This window comes from Nonomuraea turkmeniaca (assembly GCF_005889735.1).
GTDB lineage: Bacteria > Actinomycetota > Actinomycetes > Streptosporangiales > Streptosporangiaceae > Nonomuraea > Nonomuraea turkmeniaca.
Genome location: NZ_VCKY01000006.1, coordinates 34,015 through 58,934, shown reverse-complemented (window position 1 = coordinate 58,934; position 24,920 = coordinate 34,015). Strand labels below are relative to the sequence as shown.

Below are 24,920 nucleotides of genomic sequence, written 5' to 3'. Positions count from 1 at the left end.
GCGGTGGTTGGTGTGGCTCTACTTGATCCCGGAGTGGGCCAGCGCCGCCACGAACTGGCGCTGGAAGAGCACGAACGCCGTGGCGACCGGGACCAGCGCCGACACCGCCGCGGCCATCGCGAGACCGGCGGAGATGCCGCCCTCGGAGTCCGCGAAGGTGGTCAGGCCCAGCGGGATGGTGAAGTTGCTCGGGGTGGTCAGCATCACCAGCGGGGTCTCGTAGTCGTTCCAGGTGCTGACGAAGCTGATGATGGCCAGCGCCGCCAGCATCGGCCGCACCAGCGGCAGGTACACCCGCCAGAACACCTGCCATTCGTTGGCGCCGTCGATCCGGGCGGCCTCGCCGAGCGCGTCCGGTGCCGCGGCGAACGCCTGCCGCAGGAGGAACGTGCCGTACACGGTGAACACCCCCGGCAGGATCAACGCCCACAGCGTGTCGTACAGGCCGAGTTGCTGGAAGAACATGAACCGCGGTACGAGCAACAGTTGCGCCGGAATGATCGCCGTCGCGAGGTACAGCAGGAAGATCTTGTCCCGGCCGCGGAACTTCAGCCGCGCGAACGCGTAGCCGGCCATCGCCGACGTCGTCAGGTCTCCGGCCACGCCGGTCAGCGTCACGATCAGCGAGTTGGCGTAGTAGGTGACCATCGACTTCTCGCCGATCCACACGTCGGCGTAGTTGGCCCAGTGCACCGGGTCGGGGAGCCAGCTGATGGGTAGCGAGAACACGTCGATGTTGCGTTTGAGCGACGACGACAACATCCAGAGGAACGGCACCACGAACAGCAGCGCCAGCGCCCACGCCAGCAGCGAGGCGCCCAGTTTGCCGCCGTGGCGCCGCCACCGGCGGTGGCGCATACCGGCCGTCTGCAGAGTGCTCACGTGTACAGCCCTCGTCCCTTCTGGAACCGCCAGAAGAATGACGTCAGCAGCAGGACCCCGACAAAGCTGATCATTCCTACGGCGGCGGCGTAGCCGAACCGGTAGAACTGGAACCCTTGCTGGTACATGAAGTACGACACGGTCGTCGTTGCTTCGCCCGGTCCGCCTTGGGTCAGGAACGTGATCAGGCCGAAGCCCTGTGACTGGCTGATCGTCATCGTGATCGCCAGGAACGTGGTGGTGGGCATCAGCGCCGGCCAGGTCACCGTGGTGAACCGCCGGAAGGCGTTGGCGCCGTCTATCGCCGCCGCCTCGTACAGGTCGACCGGCAAGGCCTGCAGCGCCGACAGGTAGATGACGGCGTTGTAGCCGATGGCCGACCACACGGCGATCAGCACCAGTGATGGCAGACCCCACGTCTCGGAGACCAGCCAGGCCGGTGGGGCGTCGATGCCGATCGCCCGCAGCCCGGCGTTGACCGGACCGCTGTCGGGGTTGAGGAGCAGCAGCCACACCAGGCCGATCGCGACCGAGGACACCACGTGCGGCAGGAAGAACACCACCCGCAGGAGGGTGCGGCCGGCGATGTCGCGGTTGAGCAGCATGGCCAGGCCGAGCCCGCCCATCATCGTCGCCGGAACCCCGATGCCCGCGTAGAGGAGGGTGCGGCCGACGGCCGCCCACAGCGCGCCGTCCCCGAGTGCCTCCGCGAAGTTCGCAAGACCGACGAAGGTGATGCCGGAGTAGCCGGACACCACGTTCCAACTGGTGAACGCGATGGCGATCGCCGCCAGCAGCGGCAGCAGCGTGAAGGCCAGGAAGCCGACCAGGTTCGGGGTGATGAACAGCCAGCCGACGCGGCCGGCCGCACTCAGCGACTCGCGGGTGTCACCACCCTGCCCGCCGGTGCTTGCCACGGCTCGCGCCACGGGTGCCTGGGTTGTGCTGGAGCTCACCCTGCCGCCTTTATGGCCTCGTCGGCCTCCTTGGTCGCCTGCGCCAGCATCTGGTCGACCGTGATCTGGCCGAGCAGCACCTGGTCATGGAGCTTCTTGTAGATGGTGTCGACCTGGTTGGACGCCGTGGTGATGGTGTCGACGGGGAATTTGTACTCAGTCCCGAAGATCACCTTCTCGAACGACGCGACGTCGTACAGCTTGTCGCGCTCCGGGCCGAGCAGATCCGCGATCGTCTGGGACTGCTTGCTCGGGTCGAGGATCGACGGCAGCCTGCCGCCCTTGGTCATGAGGTGGCTGTTGTTCATCCAGAACGACACGAACGACCACGCCGCGTCCTGCTGCTTGGACTTGGCGCTGATCGAGATGTGGTCACCGATCGGTCCGTCGTTCCAGAACTCCTGGCCCTTGACGGGCGCGGGGTTCGGCAGGGCGCGGACCTTGAAGTCGTGCGGGAACTCCTCCAGGTCGCTGATGTAGCGCAGGACGAAAACCTGCCCCGGCAGCATCGCCACCCGGCCTGTCAGCAGCGGTCCGTGGCTGAAGGTCTGCAGCTTCTCGGCAATGATCGTCCGCCGCGGCAGCACACTGCCTTCCTCTTGCATCGCCAGGGCGAGTTCGAGGTATTGCCGCCACGCCGGATCGCTGAACGACGAGGACTTGCCATCCTCGCTGTAGTAGTAGTCCGGGCCCAGGGTGTACCGGTGGATCGGCGGCGTGCTGAACGTCCCGAACACCTTGCCGGCCTTGCTGAGCTTCTTCGCCACGTCGCGATAGTCGTTGATGTCCCAGCCGTCGGGGATGGTGATGCCGGCCTCCGACAACATCGTGTCGTTGGCGAAGATCAACGTGGGCGCCTTCTGCGCCGGCACAGAGTAGATCTTGCCGTCGTACACGAGGTTCGCCGTCGGGGACGCGTCCGGCCCGAACTGCGCCAGGCCGGAGTCGTTCTTCACCCGGCCGGTGAGGTCGGCGGTCAGCCCCGCCTGGACTCGCTTGCCGAGGGTGGGGTTGTCGTACGAGAAGAACACGTCGATCGGCACGCCACCCTGCAGCGACGTGTCGAGCTTGAGTTTGCCCTGGTCGTCGTTGACGTACCGGGTGTAGGTGACCGTGATGCCGGGGTGTTGCTTCTGGAAGGCCTCGATCATGGCGTTCGGGCCGCTCTCGGGCGGGACGCCGCCCCACACGTTGAGGGCCCCGCCGGTTGTGGAGGTGCTGCCGCCGTCCTTGCCGCAGGCGGCAAGGACAGCGATCCCGGCGGCACCGGCGGCCGCTTTCAGGACGGTACGCCGGGAGAGGGGTGTGCCGATCACATCAGGCTCCTTTGTGGGACGCGCGATTCGTGGGAGGGGATGGGGCGGGCCTCGGGATGCCATCGCGCGTGCTTCAACGCGCGGCCAGGCTGGCTTCGACGACACGGCGGGCATCGTGCAGCCACAGTCGCAGGGTCGGTGGGTCGGCGATGCCGACGTCGCCGGTGAGCGCCAGGGCCACCGGGTGGTCCTCGTCGGTCTTGATGGGGATCGCGGCGCCGACCATGCCGGCGAAACCCCACTCCGACACCACGAGCACGTCGTACTCGACGTTGGCGCGGGCGAAGGCGAGGACTTCCTCCTCGGTCGCCGGCACCGCCGCGGTGCCGGACCAACCGTAGCGGTTTCGAGATTGCCGGAGGATCTCCAGCGCCTCGTTTTCGGGCAGGTCGACCAGCATCCGCAGCCCGGGGGCCGAGAGGTGGACCGGGAAGCCCGCCCCGAAGTCGACGGTGCCGATGGTGCTGCCGGTCCGCAGGAAGTAGATCATCTCGCCACGCCACAGGACACACAGCGTGACGTCGAGCCCGGGGTGGGCGGAGGAGATCGCCTCCATCGCCGCCCGCGGCTTGCGGATCAGCGGGAACCAGGTGGTCGCGGACATCAGCGACAGCACCCCGAAGTCCGGCGCGAACCGCCGATCCGGGGTCTTGCGGACGTACCCCACCTCCGTCAGCGTCGCGAGGATCCGGGACACCGAGCTCTGGTGCACCCCGATCCGCCGGGCGATCTCCGTGGCGGTCAGCGGTGATCCCTCGTCCACGAGCTCCCGTAGCACGTGCAGCCCTCGGGCGAGTGCGGAGGTGTTGGACGTATTGACAAGCGTACGACGCATGGAAGGGAACGTAGCGTGCGTCAGGCGCATGAACAATAGGTCACAGCCGTGTTATTGAACTGCTAGCAGCTAGCTGCTAGCTTACAGGCCATGCGGCCAGTTCACGGGGAAACGTTCCGGGTGGCGCAGCAACGGCTGCGCCAGTACATCGATGATCACAACCTGCGTCCGGGCGACCCGCTGCCGTCGGAGGCGAAGCTTGCGGAGAGTCTCGGGATCAGCCGGATCTCGTTGCGCGAAGCGACGCGCAGCCTGCAGGCGCTTGGCGTGATCAATGCGATTTCCGGGCGGGGACTGTTCGTGAGTGAGTTCTCGTTCCGGCCGATCCTGGAGCAGCTTCCCTACCGGGTCGCCATCGGTGGCGCATCGTTGTACGAGGTGCTTGTCGTGCGCGAGGCGCTCGAAGTCGGCCTCATCGAGATGGTCTCCAAGTGCCTGACGCCGGCCGACCTCGACGACCTGACGGGCCTCGCCGACGAGATGGAGCGCAGGGAGCTGGCCGGCGAGCCCCTCGGCGACCTCGACAAGGCGTTCCACGAGCGGCTCTATCAGCCACTCGGCAACGGGTTGGTGTCGTCGCTCATCGACCTCTTCTGGGAGCTCTTCACCAGGCTGTTCGACTCGCTACCCGGCGAACCCGGCCATCCCGCACGCGTGCACAAGGACATCGTCGCGGCGCTCGGCGCCGGTGAGGGGATGTCCGATGCGATGGTCGCCCACTTCAGCTACATCCGTCATCGGCTCGAGCCGCTGGCGTCCTCCCGTCATGACGAGAACGGTGACCCCGGCTAACCGTCTCCAGCCCTTGGGATCAGGTGCAACTCACCCCGCAGCCGGAACGGGCCGAGAGGCGGGAGTTCAGCGACGACCACTCGTGGGGTGACCACTTGATGCCAATGACCAAGCGCCCGAACATTCTCTGGCTCTGCGCCGACCAGCAGCGCTTCGACACCGTGGGCTGCTACGGCAATCCGTTCGTCGAGACGCCGAACCTGGACCGGTTGGCCGCCGGGGGAGTGATGTTCGATCACGCCTATGCGCAGAGTCCCGTGTGCACCCCGTCGCGGGCGAGCTTCCTGACCGGCCGCTACCCGCGCACCACCCGCGCCCGCCAGAACGGAGGGTCCATCCCGGCCGGCGAGAGGCTGATCCCCCGGATCCTGGCCGATGCCGGCTACACCTGCGGCCTGGTCGGGAAGCTGCACATCCGGGCCGCCCACCCTCGCCCGCATCGTCCGGTGGAAAGCCGCATCGACGACGGTTACAGCTGGTTCAGCTGGTCGCACCAGCCGCCGCCGAACGCCGCGCAGGCGGCGATGGACTGGCCGACCAATGCGTACAGCAACTGGCTGCGCGCCCGCGGCATCACGTTCGAGCGGCAGGCCCATCCGGACACCGAGCACGTCCAGATCGGTGTGGAAGAGCAGCACCAGCACACGACCTGGTGCGCGGAGACCGCCACGGAGTTCGTCGAGACGATGGCCGGCTTCCCGCAGCCGTGGCTGCTGTCGGTCAACTTCTACGACCCGCACCACCCGTTCGACCCGCCCAAGGAGCTGCTCGAGCGATATCTCGACCGGCTGGACGACATTCCGCTACCACGGTTCCGGCCTGGCGAGCTCGACAACAAGCCACTGCTCCAGCAGGAGCACTACGCCGGCGGACACAGCGCCGCGCGCACCTTCGTCCATTCCGAAATGAGCGAACGAGAGCACCGGGTGATCCGCGCCGCGTACTGGGCGATGATCGACATGCTCGACCGGCAGATCGGCCGCATCCTCGACGCGCTGGAGCGCACGGGCCAGCGCGAGGACACGATCGTCATTTTCCACGCCGACCACGGCGAGATGCTCGGTGACCACGGCATCTACCTCAAGGGCGCGTACTTCTACGACCCGGCCGTGCGCGTCCCGCTCATCCTGAACTGGCCACGTCGACTGGCGTCCGGGCGACGGGTAAGCGGCTTGGTCGAGCTCGTCGACGTGGCCCCGACCGTGCTGGAGGCGGTGGGCGCGGACCTGGAGCCCGGCATCCAGGGCCGGTCACTGATGCCGTTGATCGACGGCAGGGTCGCCGAGCACCGCGACGACGTCTACTGCGAGTTCTACAACGCCGGCGGTCCGCACCGCGGCCAGGGGACGTACGCGACCATGGTCCGTTCGGAAAGGCACAAGATCGTCGTATATCACGGTAGCGGCGACGGTGTCCGCGGCGAGCTGTACGACCTCGACGACGACCCAGGCGAGCACGTCAACCGGTGGGACGACCCGGCGTACCTGGCGGCCAAGACAGACATGCTGCAACGGATGACCGACCGCATGGCGATGACCGCCGACCCCCTGCCGGTACGAGACGACGTCTGGTGACCGCAGCCACGGGACTGAGGGTGCACTGTCGTTCGCCCCCGCAGCACGCTGCGGTCGACCAGGCAACGGTGAGAGAGATGAGCAACGATATGGCCGCATCGGTGATGGATGTCGACGGGCTGGTGCACTTATGCGCCGGTGGCGTCTCGATTGGGACGGTGGCCTGCCACGGATCGTGTACTGGGGCGCGGACCTCGGTGACCTCGACCGGACCGACCGCGTCTGGGCCGGCGACCGCATCGACGCACTCGAACGGCAGCAGATCGAGCCGTGGACCAGGCTGCTGCTGCCCCCCGAGCTGATCGGCTCGCACGTCGGTCCCCGTCCGTGCACACCACCAGGCGTACCCCAGTCCTCGCCTTCCGCGCCGGCACCGCGCTCTTCGGCCATCTCGGCATCGAGTGGGATCTGCGGTCCGCTTCACCCGCCGACCGGGCCGCCCTCGCCGAGCGGGTACGGCTGTACCAGCGGCACCAGGTGCTGCTCCACACCGGACGGATCGTTCGGTTCGACCCTCCCACCCGCCGTCCACGTGCACGGCGTCGTCGCCCCCCGACCGGTCCGAGGCGCTGTTCACCGTGGTCGCCGTCGCCACTTCGGAACTCACCCGCACGGGGCCCGTCCGCATCCGGGGCTCGACCTGGACGCGGGCTACCGGATCACGCCGCCGGACCTCACCGCGGATGTCGCGGCATTCGCCGGGCGTGCCTGCCCGCCATGGTGGACCGGCGGCACCACGCTGCCCGGCCGGGTGCTCGCCGAGCACGGAGTGCAGTTCCCGCCGCTCTTCCCTGAGCGGCTCACCCTCGTCCACCTCATTCAGCAAGCACAGTGACCGTCCACAGAGGACCGGCCGGCCGGGGCTCTGTTCGTGGGGTAAAGGAGGCGCTCGCCAGCACGCGCTTCGGGGATGTGACGAAGCTCGATCCGCCGTCCCGTCGACCAGTAGGAGGTATCGCACGTGAAACCGAGACAAGGATCCGGCCGGAGTCACCGACGGTTGTCGTCCGCCGTGGCTTCCGCGCCTTTCGAGATCGCCAGGGAGCAGATATGGTAACCCGCCGACTACTGTCCGCCGTGATTCGACCGATGGTGGTCGCGCTGATGGCCGCCACCGCCTTGGTGACCACCGGCTCCGCCGCCACGGCGGCCGAGCCGGTGGCCACCGACGACGTCCTGTTTAGCCGCGGAGAGGCGGGGTACTTCTGCTACCGCATCCCCACCCTGGTGAAAGCCACCAACGGTGACCTGCTGGCGATCGTGGAGGGGCGGGAGCGATCCTGCAACGACGACGCCGACATCGACCTCGTGCTGAAGCGCTCCACCGATGGCGGCGTCACGTGGGGGCCGGTGCAACTGATCGCGGAGGCCGGCGGGGACACCCTCGGCAACCCGGTACCGGTCGTGGACGAACGCACCGGCCGCATCGTGATCCTGGCCAACCGCAACGCCTACGGTGCATGCCCTCCCTGCGACCGGGACGTGTACCTGCTGACCAGCGACGACCACGGGGCGACGTGGACCGCCCCACGAGAGATGCCGCACCTCAAGCGGCCGGAGTGGGACCGGTTCATCGCCAACGGGCCGGTGCACGGCATCCAGCTCAAACGCGGCCCGCACGCCGGCCGGCTGATCGTCAGCTCCATGCACGAGATGAGCGACGGCGACGAGCTGCCGATCTTCGGCGCCCACCTGTACTACAGCGACGACGGTGGCGTCACCTGGCAGATCGGTGCCACCATCGCCGACGTGGAGGGACGGACCAAACCCACCGAGACCACGGTGGTCGAGCTGACCGACGGCCGGCTCTACGTCAGCGCCCGCGAGGTCGCCTCCGCGTCGGACGGGGTGCGGGCGTACGCCCACTCCAGCGACGGCGGCGAGAGCTTCGACGGCTACTTCCAGACGTTGCCGACCTTCTCCACGGTGCAGGTGCAGGCGTCGCTGCTGCGACTGACCGCCACCGACGAAGGTGACGCCCGCAACCGCATCATGATCTCCACAGTCGCGCATCCGGGCGCTCGCGAAGTCATGGCGATCCGGTCGTCGTTCGACGAGGCGCAGACGTGGCAGACCTGGGACCAGGGCAAGGTCTTCTGGTGGGGGCCGACGGCCTACTCCGACATGGTCGAGATCGGCACCGACGCCACCCACGGGATCATGGCGGGACTGCTCTACGAGGCCGGTGCCACCACCCCGTACGAGACCATCCGCTGGGCCCGGTTCAACGAGGCGCACCTCGGCACCCCGAACGGCACCCCGGCGGGCTTCCCACCGCCGCCGGTGCCGGGCCCGACGACCCCGGACGTGTCACCGCGGCACGACAACACCGCGTACGTGCGGGGCGACGCGAGGCTGACCGGCGGCCGGTACGGCAAGGGCCTGGCGCTGGACAAGGTCGACGACGGCGTCGAGGTGCCGTACACGCCCGCCGTGGACGTGGAGGACGGCGACTTCACGGCCATGACGTGGTTCCGGTACAACGCGGCCACCGGCTCGCACACCATCCTGTCGGCGTACCGGATCAATGCGGCGCCGCAGATGTGGCTGCTGGCCGAACCGGCGAGCAACCGCATCCGGGCGTTCCTCGGCACCGGCCTGGGCACCGCAGTGACGCTGGCGTCGCCGGCGGCATACAACGACGGGGCCTGGCACCACATCGCGCTACAGCGGATCGACCGCCGGCTCACGATGTACGTCGACGGTGTCCCGGTCGCGACGGGCACCACGCCGCCCGGCTCCGTCACCAACGGCCGCGAGTTCGGCGTCCACGGCCTGTCCGTCGGCCAGCGGCTCGACGGCGCCAACCGGTTCCTCGGCACGCTCGACGAGTTCCGGTTGTACGGTCGCGCGTTGACGGCCGAGGAGCTTTCCGAGATCCGTACCCACAATGTGCCCATCGCTGGCCAGCTGCGGCTGCGGCTGCCATTCGAAACGATCGATGCGAGTTGACGTGATGACACATCGGCGACTGTCCGTCCTGACAGTCGCCGAGGTGGCGACCAGCCTACTCATCAATCCTCGGCACGAAACATGATCTCGGGTGACCAGGATCAGCCACTCGGCGCCCTCGGCTCTGCCGCCCGGAACGAGGGTCTCTGCGCTGGAAGTGATTCGTGTCCCGCTCGGAAACACGGTTTCGTGCTGTGAGCTGGAGTTCTGCTGCGCGATCAGAGCGGCGGCCATCGCGGGGTGGTGCTGTCGCTTGTCTACCGGTTGGTGAGGGGCTTGTTCGGCCTGCTGGCGGTGCTGGTCCGGGCTGATCTCGGCTGGTTCACCGCCGGTGGGCGGAGGTGTTCCCGGTTCCCCCGGCGGCGATCTTGCTTGGCATCGTGACCTTGTGGTGCGTAAGTGGACCCTCACCGACAGGCGCCGCCCGGGACGGTCCGGCACCCGCTGGCAGGTCAAGGCGCTGATCGTTCGGATGGCGCGGGAGAATCCGATCTGGGGGCAATGGAGAATTCAGGGTGAGTTGGCGTGCCTGGGGCACACGATCGCGGCCTCTACGGTGTGGGAGATCCTGCATGCGGCCTGTATCGATCCGGTGCCTCGCCGGGCCGGGCCGACCTGGCGGCAGTTCCTGGCCGCCCAGGCGCACGCGATCATCGCGTGTGACTTCCTGGTGGTCGAGACGACACTGCTCAAACGGCTGTATGTGCTGATCTTCATCGAGCGTGGTACCCGGCGACTGCACCTGGCCGGAGTGGCCGCACACCCGACCGGAGCATGGACGGTGCAGCAGGCCCGCAACCTGGTGATGGACTGGGGGGAGCGTATCGCCGGGCTGCGGTTCCTGATTCACGATCGGGATCCGCTCTTCACCTCCGCCTTTGTACAGATGGACGTCGTAAAACGATTCATGTATAGGGCTTGTGGGAGCCCTCCTATGGCCTCCGATCGGCGCGACGCCGTACTGGGAGGTGGGCGTGCTGGCGGGGCCGAGGTAGGTCGTGCTGTCGGTGACCGTGGCGGTCGGGTGGCCGTCGAGGTAGACGCGGAAGTCGGCGCCGAGCATCCCGCTCGGACCTGCTCCGATCACCTTGCTCCCCGGGAAATGCCAGGTCAGGAAGACGCCTCCCGGCGTCGTCGTGGCGACAAGGCCACGGTCTAGGCACTCCCTCTTGATCCGGGGTTCGGCTTCGGTGGGCGAGGCCGGTAGAGGGCGCACGAGGGTGGCCGCGACGGTGAGGGCTGAGCGGGCGGGGTGCACGGGAAGCTCCTGGGGGGTCGGAGCCATTGAATCGATATAACGACTGCGAGCGTAGAAGCGTTAACATCGGCGCGTCAAGACTTCCGGTGGCGTTCGCGGGTACGGCGTCCGCCGCTGATGCGCTTGCAGCACTTGCGTCATTGCCGCGACGTCGGTCCCGGCGCTTGAAACTTTCAGACCGCTCCCGGGGTGTGCCGGAATACTCTGGGAGCGTTCACAGCGCAGATGACGGCGTTTTCCCCGTCGATCGAGATGGTGTTTTTGCCAGCGGCGCATGGACCTCGGATTTCGAACGGACTCTTTGAGCAAGGCATGTTGTGCATTACTGTGCACGTTCACAGAGCATCATCGAGTCTGTGAGGAGGACGCGTGGCCTCACCCCCCACCCTGCCTGCGGCTTCGCACCCGATCCCGGTCACCCCCCGTCGCCGCAGAACATGCGGCGACACGACATCCGCCTGACTGCGACTGCCTGCTCCGGCTCCCGGCGCAGCGGCATCAGGACGGCGCAAACGGACTGACCACCCACTCGTGCCCCGGGCCCGGGCGCCAGTCGGTCTGTCCGTGGTGCCCGTCAACCAAGGGACGGCCGACGGGCGCTGAACCCTGTGCATGATCAGCCGCGCCGCCCGCCCCGGCAGCTGCTTTGATCCACGTTTTCTGATCTCTGTCCTGAGGAGGATCCCATGAAAAGGATCTTGGTGGCACTGGTGTTATGCGCCGCCGCGACCGTCCCCGTCGGGCAACCGGCCCACGCCGCCGCATCGCTCAGCATGCTCGGCGCTGATGTCTCCTCCTTGCAACGCGCGCTGGATCTGGGCACGAAGTACTACGACGCCGGTGGCGTGCAGCGAGATCCGCTGGACGTCCTCAAGGGGGTCGGCGTCAACTACGCCCGCCTGCGGATCTGGAACAACCCGATCAGCGGCTACAACAACAAGGCCAAGGTGCTGCAGCAGGCCAGGGCGGTCAAGGCCAAAGGGCTGAAGCTGATGGTCGACTTCCACTACTCCGACACCTGGGCCGACCCCGGCAAGCAGTACAAGCCGGCCGCCTGGGCCAGCCACGGCATCAGCCAGCTGCAGGCCGACGTCTACGACTACACCTACGACGTGTGCACCAGTCTCAAGGCACAGGGCACCGTCCCGGACAGCGTCCAGATCGGCAACGAGATCAACACCGGCATGCTGTGGGACGACGGCAGGGTGACCAACAACGACTTCACGAACCTGAGCCTCCTGCTCAAGGCCGGTTACAACGCGACCAAGGCGTGCAACCCCGATACGCAGGTGATCATCCACACGGCATTGGCGGAGAGCCTGTCCTCTGCCCGCTGGTTCTACGACGGGATCCGGGCCAAGGGCGTGTCCTGGGACATCACCGCCCTGTCCTACTACTGCATGTGGCACGGCACGACGTCCAACCTGTCCACGGTCATCGCCGACATGCGGGCCAGGTACGGCAAGGACGTGGTGATCGCCGAGACCGCCTACCCCTTCACCGCGGACAACGCCGACTCCACGCGCAACGTGGTGACCTCGGGCTGCTCGGGGTACCGGATGACCTGGCAGGGGCAGGGCGCGCAGTTCGCGGCGGTGCAGAGCACCGCTCGTAACGCGGGTGCGATCGGGGTCTTCTATTGGGAGCCGACCTGGTACGCCGTGCCCGGCAACGGCTGGGACCCGGCGAACATCGCGAGCAGTGGTAACGAGTGGGACAACATGGCCGTCTTCAACTGGACCGGTCACATCAACCCCCACGTCCGGTGGACACCGTAAGCCGGAGCGAGGCAGCTCCAGCCGAGCCGCGTCCGTCTCCACCGCCTCACGAGAAAGCGTGGATCAGCATGGGTTCATCTCGGTCAGGTCGCCTCGTGCTCGGCCCACCGGGTTCTTCGAGGCTCGTCGTTCTCGCCTTCCTCACCCTCCTACTCGGCCTGCTGGCCGTACCGCTCGCGACGCCGGCCGGAGCGGTGACGGATCTGGCGCTGGGCAAGGCCGCGAGTGCCGACTCCAGCCAGTCCGGTCGCGGACCGTCCCTGGCCAACGACGGCGACAGCGCCACCCGCTGGTGCGCCGCCGACAACAGGACCGGCCACTGGTGGCAGGTCGACCTCGGAAGCGCGGCGACGCTGAGTGGCACCGAGGTGCGCTGGGAGTTCGCCCGCACCTACAGGTACCACGTCTCGGTCTCCACCGACGGCACGGCCTGGACGCGGGTGGCCGACCGGACGACCAGCACGACCGCCGCCCAGGTGCAGAGCGACGCCTTCACCGCGACCGCGCGGTACGTGCGGATCACGGTGACCGGGCTCGCCGCGTCGACGTGGGCGAGTATCACCGACTTCAAGGTCTTCGGCGCCGGCACCGGTACCCCGCCGGGGTCGGAGCCGGATCCGGCGCTGCGGTCGAGGTGCACCGGCACCTCGCCGATCACCTGCCACTTCGACGTCCAGCCGGGCGACTACGACGTGACCGTGGTCCTGGGCGACCCGGCCAGTCCGGGCGTGACCAGCGTGCAGGCGGAGGCCCGCCGTACCGTGCTGCCTGCCGTGTCAACGGCGGCGGGGTCGTACGCGCGGTATTCGTTCACGCTGAACGTGCGCCAGCCGGAAGGGCAGCCCACGGGACAGGGCGGCACCGGGACACCGGGGCTGGACCTGGTGTTCTCCGGGTCGACTCCGAAGTTGGACGGGATCGGGCTGGCCCCGGCGAGCGGGCTGGTGCTGTACCTGGCGGGCGACTCGACCGTCTGCGACCAGCCGGTCGCGCCGTACACCGGGTGGGGGCAGCAGCTCCCGCAGTACTTCAAGCGGGGCCTGTCGGTGGCCAACTACGGCGACTCGGGCGAGAGCTCGGGGAGCTTCCTGTCCAACGCGGCGCTGTTCCCCGCGATGAAGCCGCTGATCAGGAGCGGCGACATGGTGCTGATCCAGTTCGGGCACAACGACAAGTCGACGACGGCCTCGGCGTTCGCCTCGAACCTGACCAGCCTGGTCACCCAGGTGCGGTCGCAGGGCGGGACGCCGGTGCTCGTCACGCCTCCGGTGCGTCGGCTGTTCGCCGCCGACGGAACGCTGACTTCGACGGCGCTGCACGTCAACGGTGTGGGCGCCAATCTCCCGGCGACGATGCGGCAGGTGGCGGCGGCGCAGAACGCTCCGCTGATCGACCTGACCGGCGCGAGCGAGGCACTCGTAGAGGGGCTCGGCCCGAACGGCTCGGGCCGCCTCTACCTGCCCGAGCTCAATGACAACACGCACTTCTCCTCCTATGGAGCGAACGAGATGGCCAAGCTCGTCCTGCAGCGCATGCGCGAGCTGAACCTGTCGCCGGTGCCGTACCTGCGATAACCACCCCCGACCTACCTATTGGAGTTCCTCATGTCCTTACGTGGACCACGCACCGCGCTGCTGTCCGCCGGCGTCGCGCTGACGATGGCCGCCGCAGGCCTCGTCATGGCCGTGGAAGCCTCCGCGGCGACCCGCTACGAGGCGGAAACCGCACCCGCCACGTGTGACGGCTTCATCGAGTCCAACCACGCCGGCTTCTCCGGCAGTGGATTCTGCAACGGCAACAACGCGGCCGGCGCGGCGGCACAGTTCACCGTGACCGCGGCCGCGGCCGGCGATGCCACCATCGCGATCCGGTACGCCAACGGCGGGACCACGGGCCGTCCCGCGGACGTGCTGGTCAACGGCGCGGTCGCACATGCCGCCAGCGCGTTCGACCCCACCGGCGCCTGGACGACGTGGGTGACCAAGACGCTGACCGTGTCGCTGAACGCGGGCGACAACATCATCCGGTTGAGCCCGACCGCCGCCGACGGCCTGGCCAACATCGACTACTTGGAGACGGACCAGGGCGGCGGCCCAACCCCGACCGGCCGGCAGATGGAGGATCTCAACCGCGGCCTGGTCAGCGTCCGCTCCGGGTCGGGCAACCTGGTGTCGTGGCGGCTGCTGGGCACCGAGAGCGCCAGCACCGGGTTCAACCTCTACCGGGGCTCGACCAAGCTGAACTCCTCGCCTCTCACCGACGCCACCAACTACCTGGACAACGGCGCGCCAGGGGATGCCTCCTACACCGTCCGCGCAGTCGTGAACGGGGTGGAGCAGGCCGCGTCCGAGCCGTCGCTGCGCTTCACCGGCGGCACCTACCTGGACGTGCCGATCTCCCGGCCCGGCAGCAATTACACCGCCGGAGACGCGAGCGTCGGCGACGCGGACGGCGACGGGCAGTACGAGATCTTCCTCAAGTGGGACCCCAGCGACCAGAAGGACAACTCCCAGTCCGGGGTCACCAGCAACGTCTTCATCGACGCCTACCGGCTCAACGGCCAGCGGTTGTGGCGCGTCGACCTGGGCCGCAACATCCGGGCCGGCGCGCACTACACGCAGTTCCAGGTCTACGACTACGACGGCGACGGCCGGGCCGAGCTGGCGGTCAAGACCGGCGACGGCACCGTCTCCGGCACCGGGCAGGTGATCGGCAACGCCAGCGCGAACCACCGCAACTCCAGCGGCTACATCATCACCGGTCCCGAATACCTGACCATGTTCAACGGGCTCACCGGCGCCGCCATGTCCACGGTGAACTTCGACCCGGCCCGCGGCAACATCAACGACTGGGGCGACAACTACGGCAACCGCGGTGACCGGTTCCTGGCCGGCACCGCCTACCTGGACGGCCAGCGCCCCAGCCTCATCATGGGCCGCGGCTACTACGCCAAGAGCGCGATCGCCGCCTGGGACTTCCGCGACGGCCAGCTCACCCGGCGCTGGAAGTTCGACTCCAGCAGCGCCGGCAGCCAGTGGACCGGCCGCGGCGCGCACTCGCTGTCCATCGCCGACGTCGACGGCAACGGCACCGACGAGATCATCTACGGCGGCATGACCATCAACGCCAACGGCACCGGCCGCTACACCACCAGCTTCTACGCCCACGGCGACGCCCTGCACGTCGGAGACTTCGTGCCCGGCCGTGCCGGCAAGGAGATCTGGATGATCCACGAGCAGAGCTCCGGCGCCGCCGCCACGCTGCGCGACGCCGGCAACGGCTCGATCATCATGCAGAAGAACAACACCTGTAACTGCGAGGGCCCGGCTCGCGGCGTGGCCGCGGACATCCACGCCGGCAACGCCGGCGGCGAGTTCTGGGGCACCGGCACCGGCCTGGGCAGCCTCTTCAACGCCTCCGGCGGCAGCGTCGGGCGCAACCCCAGCAGCTACAACTTCCTGGCCTGGTGGGACGGCGACCCGGTGCGCGAACTGCTGGACGGCAACCACGTCGACAAGTACGGCACCAGCAGCGACACCCGCCTGCTCACCGCCTCCGGCGCGCACTCCATCAACGGCACCAAGGCCACCCCGTCCCTGTCCGGCGACCTGTTCGGCGACTGGCGTGAAGAGATCATCCTGCCCCGGGACGACAACGCCGCGCTGCGCATCTACGCCACCACTAGCGAGACCGACCGGCGGATCTACACGCTGATGCACGACGCCCAGTACCGCGTCGCCATCGCCTGGCAGAACACCGCCTACAACCAGCCGCCACACCCCAGCTTCTTCCTCGGCAACGGCATGAGCACCCCGCCCCAACCCAACATCTACGTCCGCTGACCGCCCAATGGTCTGGCGGCCCGGCACCACCGGGCCGCCAGACCATGAGCTGCGCCGATGGCGAGTTGTCCTCGGCCGGCCCAGACATCAACAACTCCGGCGACGCCTGGGAGAACCAGGCCGTCTTCGACCAGAACGGCCGCGTCAACCCCAACATCCGCTGGCTCCCCTGACAACGCGCACAACGCTCCTGCCGCCCCTCGCGGGTGGCAGGAGCAAGCCGCATGCGCTTTCGCGCCGCGCGTCCCGTTGACCTGCCGCCGACTGGACGCACCCGGCAACGGACCCAACCGAACTCCATCGCTACAGCCACCCCTGCACCCAAGGAGTCATCCATGACCATGCAACGGCGGACATTCCTCAGCGTGAGCGCGGCCGGAGCGGCGGGCCTCGGCCTGTCCCTGCTTGGCGCGGGGCAGGCGCTCGCCGGCGTCGGGCCGCTGGACACGGCGCCGACCACGCCGTTCGCGGTCGGCGTGCGCCGGTATGACTGGACCCGCGGCAGCCGCCCGTGCACCACCTACGTCTACTACCCCGCCACCGGCACCCCCGGCGGCAACCCGGTGACGAATGCCCCGGTCGCCAACGGTGTCTTCCCCGTCTACAACTTCACCCACGGCTTCCAAAGCAGCCCGCAGAACTCCCTGTTCATCATCCGGGCCCTTACCGCGGCGGGCTTCATCGTCCCCGCCCCGCACTTCAACCACAACTTCACCGACGTCAGAAACGGCAACACCTCCAAGGACGTCTCGCAGATCCTCACCCAGACCCTCGCCCTCAACACGAGCGGACCGCTGGCCGGACACATCAACACCGGCATCGGCGTCGGAGTCTCGGGCCACTCCCTGGGCGGCATGATCACCCATGGCCTGCTGACCTCCTGGCCCGACAGCCGGATCATCTCCGCCAACCCGCAGTCCTGCGAGGACATGGGCAACCCCGCCGCCTCGGTCTCCGCCAAAGTCCTGTTCGTCCACGGCGACCGGGACTCGACCACGCAGTACTCCTCGGCCCGGCAGGCGTACACGGAGATGACCTGGCCCAAGGCATTCCTCACCTTCGTCGGCGGCAGCCACACCAGCTTCTGGAGCGACAACCGCTTCCCGAACACCGTCGTCGACTGGGCCCGCTGGACCATGTACGGCGACACCGCCGCACGCGATCGCCTCCCGGCCGACGCCGCCGGCCCCAACACCAGGTGGGAAGCCCAGCTGGGTGACACGCCCGGCGGCCCGGCCGCCTACACCCTGGTGGCCCAGCACAGCGGCAAGGCCGCCGACATCAACGAGGCCTCCACCACCGTCGGCGCACGGCTCATCCAATACACCGCCAACAGTCGCCCCAACCAGCAGTTCGAGTTCGTGGACTCCGGCGACGGCCACGTCCGCCTCAAAGCCCGGCACAGCGGCCTGTTCCTCCAGCCCACGGACACCGCGACCGGCACGGACGTTGTCCAACAGGCCGACACCGGCGCCACCGGCCAGCAGTGGCGGGTGGTCGACCACGGCGGCGACGTGATCAGCCTCGTCAACCGGGAGTCCGGCCTGGCCGTGGACGTCTGGGAATACTCCACCGCCGACGGCGCCCGCATCTCCCAATACACCTACAACGGCAACCCCAACCAGCGCTTCACCCGCCGCCGCGCCTGACACGAGACCTGACGGGACACCGCACCGGCAACAGGGCGGGCAGTGCCCCCGACATAGCGCCGATACCCCTTCACCATCACACTGGACGGGTTCAATGACACAGCCTCTCCACGATCCGACCTCCCCGCGACGTCCGCACCGACGCCGCACCACATTCGTCCTCGTCGGCGCACTGATCGCGAGCTGCGCCGCCGCACTGCTCACGGGACCGCCGGCGAACGCGGCCGTGATCGACCCGGCGGCGTACTACCAGATCGTCTCGCGGCACAGCGGCAAAGCGGTCGACATCGCCGACCAGTCGACCGCTGACGGCGCCGCCGTCCAGCAACGGACCCGCGCCGACCAGGCGAGCCAGCAGTTCCAGTTCGTCGACGCCGGCAGCGGCTACCACAAGCTCCGAGCCCGGCACAGCGGCAAGGTGGTGGACGTCGCCTCGGCGTCCACGGCGAACGGTGCGAACGTCGTCCAGTGGACCGACAACGGCGGCACCAACCAGCAATTCCGAGTCGTGGATACCGACAGCGGATATGTCAAGCTCATCAACCGCAACAGCGGCAAGGCCCTCGACGTCTGGGAGCAGTCCACTGCCGACGGCGCGCGAATCTCCCAGTACACCGACACGGGCGCCGCCAACCAGCAGTGGCAACTGGTCCAGGTCGGCACGGCACCGGCCCCGAAGTACGCCGGCTATCTGTTCACCTACTTCACCGGCGAGAACACCTCCGCCGGCGAGCAGGTCTACTTCGCGCTCAGCCAGGGCAACGACCCGACCCGGTGGCGCCAGCTCAACGGTGGGCGGCCCGTGTTGACCTCGACCCTGGGAACCCGCGGCGTGCGCGACCCGTTCATCATCCGTTCCCCGCAGGGCGACAAGTTCTACCAGATCGCCACCGACCTGCGGATGTACGGCAACGGCAACTGGGATCAGGTCCAGCGGACAGGCAGCAAGTCCATCGTGGTCTGGGAGTCGACCGACCTGGTGAACTGGAGCGCGCCGCGCCTGGCACGCGTCTCACCGGACACGGCCGGCAACACGTGGGCCCCGGAGGCGTACTACGACGAGGGACTCGGCCAGTACGTCGTGTTCTGGGCGTCGAAGCTGTACTCCGCCGGCGACCCGAACCACACCGGCACCACCTACAACCGGATGATGTACGCCACGACCTCCGACTTCCGGACCTTCAGCACCGCGCAGGTCTGGGTCGACAAGGGCTACTCGACGATCGATTCGACGCTCACCAAGCACAACGGCACCTACTACCGCTTCACGAAGGACGAGCGGAGCTCGTCGCAGACGCCGTGCGGCAAGTTCATCCTCGCCGAGAAGTCGACGACCATGCTCAACCGCACCTACTCGTTCGTCGCGGACTGCCTCGGGAACAACGCGATCAGCCAAGGCGAGGGTCCGCTGGTCTTCAAATCGAACACCGACGAGCGCTGGTACATGTTCATCGACGAGTACGGAGGTCGGGGCTACGTACCGTTCACGACCACCGACCTGAACACCCGGCAATGGTCACCCATCTCCAGCTACACCATGCCCGGCCGGCCGCGCCACGGCACCGTCCTGCCGATCACCCAGGCCGAATACGACCGGCTACTGCAACACTGGGGCTGAGCCGCCCTGGGGCGGGGCCGCCAACCACTCGACACGCCGAGCGCCCCGTCAACGGCTCGACCCGCGCGGCGGCGCGTCGCCGACCCCCATCACCACGCCTACCCAGCGCAGATCCCCCAGAAAGGAGCCCCGATATTGGTGCAAAAGAGAAAACGGTGCGGCGGCTGCTTATCCTTGCCGTCGCGGACGTGCTGGGCGCGGTCGTCCCCGCCTCGCCAGGGCTCGCGGCGCCCGGTCCGTCGTTCACCAACCCTCTCGTCGGTACGCCCAACAGCGCGGACCCCCTCGATCGTGTACAGCGACAGCTCATGGACGAGAAGACCACGCCCATCTTCCAACGCAGCGACGTCAACGGCGTCCACGGCCCGGGTCGCGCCTCCTCTGTCAGGTCACCCGACAACGCCGAAACCTGGGTCGTCCACCACGCGAACTCCTCCGCCGGCCAGGGCTGTGGCACCACCCGCACCACGCGGGCTCAGAAGATCAACTGGAACTCGGACGGCTCGCCCGACCTCGGCGTGCCGGTCCGCACCGGCACCTCGATCGCGGGTCCCTCTGGGGACTCGTAACACCCCTTGTGGCGCGGTGGAACGCCCGCGGCAACCCGCTGTGCGCAACGAAGCGGCGACCCAAGTCACCGCCGCCGTCCCCACGTAGCAATGTCCCACAGCCGCCGGTCCTGCTGGGGGAGCAGCACGATGCGCGCGGCCCGGACGTGCGTCAGCACCATGATGTCTGCAAGTGAGGTTTGACCCAGGAATTTAGACCTAGTGATTGGACATTTCATGACACTGATCACGGCGTCTGATGGTCACTCATCAGGACCGTCGCGGAGCACCCGGTCGTCGCGCCGGTTACTGATCGCTATTGTGGTGACCGCGCTCACCGCGGTGGCAAGCCTCGTCGTCTCCGCGCCGCCGGCCGATGCCGCCACCAGCCAATTCCGAGGCATGAACTGGGCCGTGCTGGGTGACAACTTCAGCACCGGCACGCTCGTCGTGCAGGGCCTGAGCCAGTCCGACAGCAACGCGACAGTACGGGCCAAGGCCAACGCCCTCTACGACGACATGGCCTCCACCATGGGCGTCAACACCGTCCGGCTGCCTATCAACACGCACACCGTGGCCAACACGACCTGGTGGAACGCCTACCGCGGCGCCATTGACGCCGCCACCGCCCGTGGATTCAAGGTCATCCTCGCCTATTGGGAGGACGGCGCCGCCTCCGGCGGCAGGATCACGAACATCGCCGCATGGAACACGATGTGGTCCAGCGTGACCAACACGTACGGCTCGAACAGCAACGTCTACTTCGAGCCGATGAACGAGCCGCACGGCTACACATCGGCGGAATGGCGCAACGTCGCAGCGAACTGGCTCAGCTATCACACCTCGGCAGTGCCCGGCCGGGTGCTCATCGGCGGCACCGGCTACAGCCAGGACCTGCGGGACATCTGCAACGACAGCCGCTTCAACTCGACGCTGCTGTCCTTCCACCACTACGCCTTCTTCTACGGCGCGATGACCTACGACGCCTTCCGAAGCCACATTCAGACGCGTCTGGGCAACTGCGCCTCCCGCGCGGTCGCCACTGAGTTCGGCGCGCCGATGTCCACCGGCCTCAACTACGGCGACGCGAACAGCACCGACAACTTCGTGCGCCACATCCGCGCCATGGCCCAGGTCATGCGTGACAACCAAATGGGCGGCACCTACTGGCCCGCCCTCGGCGGCAAGCCGGGCGACATCGGCTACGACTGGTACTCGATGTACGCCCTGAGCGGCAGCGGCACCGATCTCAACTTGACCGTCCGCAACACCTCCGGCGCTGACCGGATCCGGTATGCCTGGGGCGACACCATCGGCGGCGGCGACTCCACCTACAGGATCAACGTGCGCCACAGCGGCAAGGCCATGGACGTCCAACAACCGAACACCGACAACGGTGCGCGCGTCGGCCAGTACACGTACGGCGGCAACGCGTGGCAGCAGTGGCAGTTCCAGGACGCCGGCAGCGGCTACTGGCGCATCATCAGCCGCCACAGCGGAAAGTGCCTCGATGTGGTGAGCGCTTCCACCGCCGACGGTGCCGAGCTCATCCAGTACACCTGTGGCACCGGCACCAACCAGCAGTTCCAGATGGTCGCCAACGGCGGCTACTTCCAGCTCCGGGCACGACACAGCAGCAAATGCGTGGACGTGCCGTCCGCATCGACCGCGGACGGCGTGATCCTCAAGCAGTATCCCTGCAACACCGGCACCAACCAGCAGTGGTCACGCACGGCCGTCTAACGGTCGTCTCGACGTGACCGCGGATCCGCGGTACGGCCCTCACGCCCCCGGTGCCGAGCTCGTGCTGTGTGCTCGGTGCCGGGGGAGCCGGACCGGCCAGAGTCCGCTGCACATCGCGGCGGCGGACGGCACCGGCCGCCTGGTGGAGGCAGAGCGGATGAGCGGGTGATGGACGGCGGGCAGGTCTTTCGCGTGGGCGTCGAGCAGCGCGGCGGCGTCCTGTTCGGACAGAGGAGAAAGGACCAGGTCCGCAAGCCCCGCCTCGTCCAGCCTGGGCGCCACGCCGGTGCGGGCCGAGGCGAGCAGCAGGATCGGCTCCGACTCCAGTCGCCGTCCGAGGAACGCGAGCACGTCGGCGGTGGACGGGTCGAGCCAATGCGCGTCCTCCGCGGTCATCACGACCGGGCCGGCCTCGGCTGTCTCGGTGAGCAGGTTCAGCACGGCGAGGGCGGCGAGATAGCTTTCCGGCACAGTCGCCTCGTTGATCCCGAGCGCCGCGGGTGCACCGTCCAGCCGGAGCCGATCGCGGTGGCCGGGCCGAACGTGTTGCCGCCTTGGCTGTTCCAGACAGTCAGCGTTCCGGTGGCGGCTGAGAAGATGTCGGCCACGCCGTCGGAGGTGAAGTCCGGCGTGGCCGATCCACTCATCGCGGCTTAGCGCGGGTTCTTCGCGTGAGTGAGGGTCTCCCAGGCCAGGAAGCGCGAGGCACCGACCGGGCGCTTCTGCTTCACCCACTTCGCGGCTTGGGGCATGTCGTATCCGAAACGCTGGTGCAGCGCGTTGTAGCCGACTTCGAGGTTCGGCCCGAGGCCGAGGGTGACCTTTCCGCCGCACAGCCACGATGGCACCGTCGCGCCCAGTTGCAGGCGAGCGTGGAACTCCATCGCGAATCGCAGCCGGTGCTTGGCCTCGGCGTACAGGTCCACGCCCTGGTGGCGGGCCGTCTCCGCGACGTGGGAGATGGCCGCGATGCCCCATCCGGTGTGGCCGAAGTCGCGGCAGGTTTCCTGGGCCAGGCCGTTCACGAACGTGGTCTGCCCGTGCCAATAGTCGATGATCTCGGCTTCGGTGTCGTGCTTGCTGTTCGGCGGAGCTTTGGGCAGCGAGCCGTCCGTCTTGAGGTAGATGTAGGCGGGCAGCCTGCCGCGCCAGGTCGTGACCGCTCGGTCGAAGGAGGCGCGGTCGTCCAGGTGCACGGCGATGCCGATGGCGGCATCGGTCATGATCAGTTCCCAGTTGCCTTGATTGTTGGGCTTTCCGGCGATCACGGTCGGGAGGTACACGGTGCGCAGCTTGTCGGCGAACCGGCCGGCCTGGGTCCAGCCGGTGTAGGTGTGCTTGATGAGCTCGGCGGCGCGGGAGAAGTTGGCGCCCGCAAAGCCAGTCTGTAGCGGCGCGTTGCTCCCGGTGTGCTCGGTGATCACGGCTGACCAGGCGTCCATGATCTGGATCGCCTTCTTGGCGTAGCGGGAGTCCTTGGTCAGGTACCACCGCAGGGCGTGTGTGTAGGCCGCATTGGCGTCCTCACGCTCGTCCGAGCAGCCGTGGTCGGGGTTCCCGTACATACCGCACTCCACGATGGCGCGGGGCTTGGCCGTGTAGGACAGCGAGGCATAGGAACTGCGTTGCAGGGCTTCCCAGGCAGACTTCCACGGTTCGTTGTCGAGGTTGGCTTTGACGAAGTCGAGCTGAGCACGGCTGACCAGGACGCCGGGATGCTTGAATGCGGCCGCCTGCGCAGGCTGCGGGGTGGATAAGGCGGCGGTCACGAGCATGGTGGCGGCGAGAGGGCGAGCGAGACGCACAGGTTTCCTTCCAGGCGCGGACGTCCATTCAGCCAGCCGCCGACTCAGCTGTCAATTTTCGCGCCGTGGACATCGGCCGCTATACCGCCGCATACCGTACCCACGGTTGGACACCCCGCCGGGCAATCGTGGAGGCCCAACGTGCTCAGCCGACAGCGACGGTGACGGTGCCGAAGACGATGCGGTGATCGGAGCAGGATCCCGCGCGGGGATGCTCCCCGCCGTCGTGTCGTCCAGTGTCCATATGCGCCGCCCTGTGTCGCGCACACGCGAGCAACCACCGGGCAACCATCTGTTCTTGGCCATCGGCATTATGTGTCATTTGTTTCCTGTGCAACACGGCTGTATCAGGCCCCGAGCAATCCCGAGTCCTGAAATGACGATGCTCCATCGTTCCGGGCTCATCTTGTTCGTACGCCTGCCAAAAGATCATTCCAAAGGATAGAAGACACCTTCTCCGGCATGCCTGCGACGAGCAGGACCAGATGCTGGCGCACAATCCGGGCGGTGAACCGTTCGGCGGAACCCGTCTGCCTCACACCTGCTGGAGCCCGATCACCCGCAGCATGTCGAGGGCCGTCGCTTCGGGGGATCCCGGCTCGGCGGAGTACACGAGCACGGTCTGGTGACCGTCCGGGAGCAGCATGATGTCGCAGTCGAGCGAGATCGTGCCCAGGCGGGGATGCCTGATGCTCTTGGTCGCGGCGCGCCAGGGGGAGGAGTGTCCCTCCCGCCAGAGCTCGTCGAATCGCCGGTTGCCACGACGTAGTTCCGCGATCATCCGGATCAGGTCGGGGTCATTAGGGTAACGGGCCTGTGCGGCGCGCAGCGTGCCGACCGAGGCGCGGGCGGCCGCGTCGTCCTCGTCCGTGCCTGCGGCGACCTGGCAGCGGCTGCTGCCGAGAAAACGTTGCCAGATGAGGTTGCGTTGCCGCCGCGGCCATGCGGACATGTCGCCTTGAAGCGCTGCTCCGAGGGGGTTCCAGGCCAGCACGTCGCCCTTGGCCGACAGCACCAGTACGGGTAGATCCGCCATGCGGTCCAGCAGCCGAAGCACGCTCGGCCGTACGACCATCGCGATGCGCCCAGCCTGTGGCGGCTCGTGTCCGGCGAGCCGGAACAGCAGGTCGCGATCGTCGTCGGCGAGCCGCAGGGCCTGGGCCAACGCGGCGATGACCTGACTCGAGGGTCGCGGTCCGCGCCCCTGCTCCAGCCGGACCACGTAATCGACGCTCAGGCCTGCGAGCATGGCCAGTTCTTCCCGGCGCAGACCCGGCACCTGGCGACGCGTCCCCGCCGGCAGTCCGACGTCCTGCGGCCGTACACGGGCCCGGGCTGTGCGGAGTATTTCGGCGAGTCCGGCGCGGTTCAC

General features: G+C 67.9%; 20 protein-coding genes. 12 read left to right on the top strand and 8 right to left on the bottom strand.

The genetic code is table 11. The annotated features are described in order from the left end of the window. Window positions 1-18: 18 nt before the first annotated feature. The 4 genes from ETD86_RS03040 to ETD86_RS03025 form a co-directional block, all read right to left on the bottom strand. Entirely contained in the window at window positions 19-882 is an 864-nt protein-coding gene (locus tag ETD86_RS03040) for a carbohydrate ABC transporter permease (protein WP_211369795.1), read from the bottom strand. Then, window positions 879-1,838 carry a carbohydrate ABC transporter permease gene (locus ETD86_RS03035; protein ID WP_138664527.1) on the bottom strand — a complete coding sequence of 320 codons (960 nt, stop codon included), beginning with the start codon at window positions 1,836-1,838 and terminating at the stop codon, window positions 879-881. The genes ETD86_RS03040 and ETD86_RS03035 overlap by 4 nt, the downstream gene beginning before the upstream one ends. Beyond that, window positions 1,835-3,154, bottom strand: a complete 1,320-nt coding sequence (locus ETD86_RS03030) for an ABC transporter substrate-binding protein (RefSeq protein ID WP_138664526.1) — start codon at window positions 3,152-3,154, stop codon at window positions 1,835-1,837. The genes ETD86_RS03035 and ETD86_RS03030 overlap by 4 nt, the downstream gene beginning before the upstream one ends. A gap of 73 nt (window positions 3,155-3,227) precedes the next feature. Next, the gene (locus ETD86_RS03025; protein WP_170222850.1) at window positions 3,228-3,989 is read right to left on the bottom strand and encodes an IclR family transcriptional regulator; all 762 of its coding nucleotides are present in this window, start codon (window positions 3,987-3,989) and stop codon (window positions 3,228-3,230) included. Window positions 3,990-4,109: 120 nt separating this feature from the next. On the opposite strand from ETD86_RS03025, the gene ETD86_RS03020 reads away from it, so the two are divergent. The 4 genes from ETD86_RS03020 (at window position 4,110) to ETD86_RS03005 (ending at window position 9,307) form a co-directional block, all read left to right on the top strand. After that, window positions 4,110-4,781, top strand: coding sequence for a FadR/GntR family transcriptional regulator (locus ETD86_RS03020; RefSeq protein WP_170222849.1), 672 nt, complete (start codon window positions 4,110-4,112; stop codon window positions 4,779-4,781). 104 nt (window positions 4,782-4,885) lie between these two features. Then, entirely contained in the window at window positions 4,886-6,355 is a 1,470-nt protein-coding gene (locus ETD86_RS03015) for a sulfatase family protein (RefSeq protein WP_138664523.1), read from the top strand. A 270-nt stretch (window positions 6,356-6,625) separates the two neighbouring features. After that, on the top strand, window positions 6,626-7,150 hold the full coding sequence (locus ETD86_RS03010) for an alpha-galactosidase (RefSeq protein ID WP_425465609.1): 525 nt from the start codon (window positions 6,626-6,628) through the stop codon (window positions 7,148-7,150). Between the two features lie 294 nt (window positions 7,151-7,444). After that, on the top strand, window positions 7,445-9,307 hold the full coding sequence (locus ETD86_RS03005; RefSeq protein WP_211369794.1) for a sialidase family protein: 1,863 nt from the start codon (window positions 7,445-7,447) through the stop codon (window positions 9,305-9,307). 322 nt (window positions 9,308-9,629) lie between these two features. Here the strand turns inward: ETD86_RS03005 and ETD86_RS59900 are convergent, their stop codons facing one another. Continuing rightward, entirely contained in the window at window positions 9,630-10,592 is a 963-nt protein-coding gene (locus tag ETD86_RS59900; protein WP_425465608.1) for a rhamnogalacturonan endolyase family protein, read from the bottom strand. 659 nt (window positions 10,593-11,251) lie between these two features. Here ETD86_RS59900 and ETD86_RS02995 point away from each other — a divergent pair. The 8 genes from ETD86_RS02995 to ETD86_RS02965 all read left to right on the top strand — a co-directional run bounded on the left by ETD86_RS02995 (window position 11,252) and on the right by ETD86_RS02965 (window position 21,743). Beyond that, a complete protein-coding gene (locus ETD86_RS02995) occupies window positions 11,252-12,343 on the top strand; it encodes a glycoside hydrolase family 53 protein (protein ID WP_138664521.1) in 1,092 nt (363 codons plus the stop codon). Window positions 12,344-12,438: 95 nt separating this feature from the next. Continuing rightward, window positions 12,439-13,917 (top strand): galactose-binding domain-containing protein, encoded by a 1,479-nt coding sequence (locus tag ETD86_RS02990; protein WP_170222846.1) that lies wholly within the window; start codon window positions 12,439-12,441, stop codon window positions 13,915-13,917. Window positions 13,918-13,947: 30 nt separating this feature from the next. Beyond that, the gene (locus tag ETD86_RS02985; protein ID WP_138664519.1) at window positions 13,948-16,185 is read left to right on the top strand and encodes a rhamnogalacturonan lyase family protein; all 2,238 of its coding nucleotides are present in this window, start codon (window positions 13,948-13,950) and stop codon (window positions 16,183-16,185) included. Window positions 16,186-16,229: 44 nt separating this feature from the next. Next, window positions 16,230-16,358 (top strand): hypothetical protein, encoded by a 129-nt coding sequence (locus ETD86_RS58975; RefSeq protein ID WP_281286864.1) that lies wholly within the window; start codon window positions 16,230-16,232, stop codon window positions 16,356-16,358. 162 nt (window positions 16,359-16,520) lie between these two features. Beyond that, on the top strand, window positions 16,521-17,834 hold the full coding sequence (locus ETD86_RS02980; protein WP_138664518.1) for an RICIN domain-containing protein: 1,314 nt from the start codon (window positions 16,521-16,523) through the stop codon (window positions 17,832-17,834). Between the two features lie 94 nt (window positions 17,835-17,928). Further along, on the top strand, window positions 17,929-19,452 hold the full coding sequence (locus tag ETD86_RS02975) for an RICIN domain-containing protein (RefSeq protein WP_138664517.1): 1,524 nt from the start codon (window positions 17,929-17,931) through the stop codon (window positions 19,450-19,452). Window positions 19,453-19,607: 155 nt separating this feature from the next. Then, window positions 19,608-20,021, top strand: a complete 414-nt coding sequence (locus ETD86_RS56650) for a family 43 glycosylhydrolase (protein WP_211369793.1) — start codon at window positions 19,608-19,610, stop codon at window positions 20,019-20,021. Window positions 20,022-20,324: 303 nt separating this feature from the next. After that, window positions 20,325-21,743, top strand: a complete 1,419-nt coding sequence (locus tag ETD86_RS02965) for an RICIN domain-containing protein (RefSeq protein WP_211369792.1) — start codon at window positions 20,325-20,327, stop codon at window positions 21,741-21,743. 39 nt (window positions 21,744-21,782) lie between these two features. Here ETD86_RS02965 and ETD86_RS02960 read toward each other — a convergent pair whose 3' ends face one another. The 3 genes from ETD86_RS02960 to ETD86_RS02950 all read right to left on the bottom strand — a co-directional run bounded on the left by ETD86_RS02960 (window position 21,783) and on the right by ETD86_RS02950 (window position 24,920). Then, window positions 21,783-22,214 carry an ATP-binding protein gene (locus ETD86_RS02960; RefSeq protein ID WP_138664514.1) on the bottom strand — a complete coding sequence of 144 codons (432 nt, stop codon included), beginning with the start codon at window positions 22,212-22,214 and terminating at the stop codon, window positions 21,783-21,785. 182 nt (window positions 22,215-22,396) lie between these two features. After that, window positions 22,397-23,548 (bottom strand): alginate lyase family protein, encoded by a 1,152-nt coding sequence (locus tag ETD86_RS02955; protein WP_211369791.1) that lies wholly within the window; start codon window positions 23,546-23,548, stop codon window positions 22,397-22,399. Window positions 23,549-24,083: 535 nt separating this feature from the next. Then, window positions 24,084-24,920 carry a helix-turn-helix transcriptional regulator gene (locus tag ETD86_RS02950; RefSeq protein WP_138664513.1) on the bottom strand — a complete coding sequence of 279 codons (837 nt, stop codon included), beginning with the start codon at window positions 24,918-24,920 and terminating at the stop codon, window positions 24,084-24,086.

What these genes read in the sequence shown, in the direction of transcription:
- ETD86_RS03025 (WP_170222850.1), bottom strand. Translation starts at nt 3,989, where the DNA reads ATGCGTCGTACGCTTGTCAATACGTCCAACACCTCCGCACTCGCCCGA.
- ETD86_RS59900 (WP_425465608.1), bottom strand. Translation starts at nt 10,592, where the DNA reads ATGGCTCCGACCCCCCAGGAGCTTCCCGTGCACCCCGCCCGCTCAGCC.
- ETD86_RS58975 (WP_281286864.1), top strand. Translation starts at nt 16,230, where the DNA reads ATGAGCTGCGCCGATGGCGAGTTGTCCTCGGCCGGCCCAGACATCAAC.
- ETD86_RS03005 (WP_211369794.1), top strand. Translation starts at nt 7,445, where the DNA reads ATGGTGGTCGCGCTGATGGCCGCCACCGCCTTGGTGACCACCGGCTCC.
- ETD86_RS03015 (WP_138664523.1), top strand. Translation starts at nt 4,886, where the DNA reads ATGACCAAGCGCCCGAACATTCTCTGGCTCTGCGCCGACCAGCAGCGC.
- ETD86_RS02980 (WP_138664518.1), top strand. Translation starts at nt 16,521, where the DNA reads ATGACCATGCAACGGCGGACATTCCTCAGCGTGAGCGCGGCCGGAGCG.
- ETD86_RS02985 (WP_138664519.1), top strand. Translation starts at nt 13,948, where the DNA reads ATGTCCTTACGTGGACCACGCACCGCGCTGCTGTCCGCCGGCGTCGCG.
- ETD86_RS02975 (WP_138664517.1), top strand. Translation starts at nt 17,929, where the DNA reads ATGACACAGCCTCTCCACGATCCGACCTCCCCGCGACGTCCGCACCGA.
- ETD86_RS02995 (WP_138664521.1), top strand. Translation starts at nt 11,252, where the DNA reads ATGAAAAGGATCTTGGTGGCACTGGTGTTATGCGCCGCCGCGACCGTC.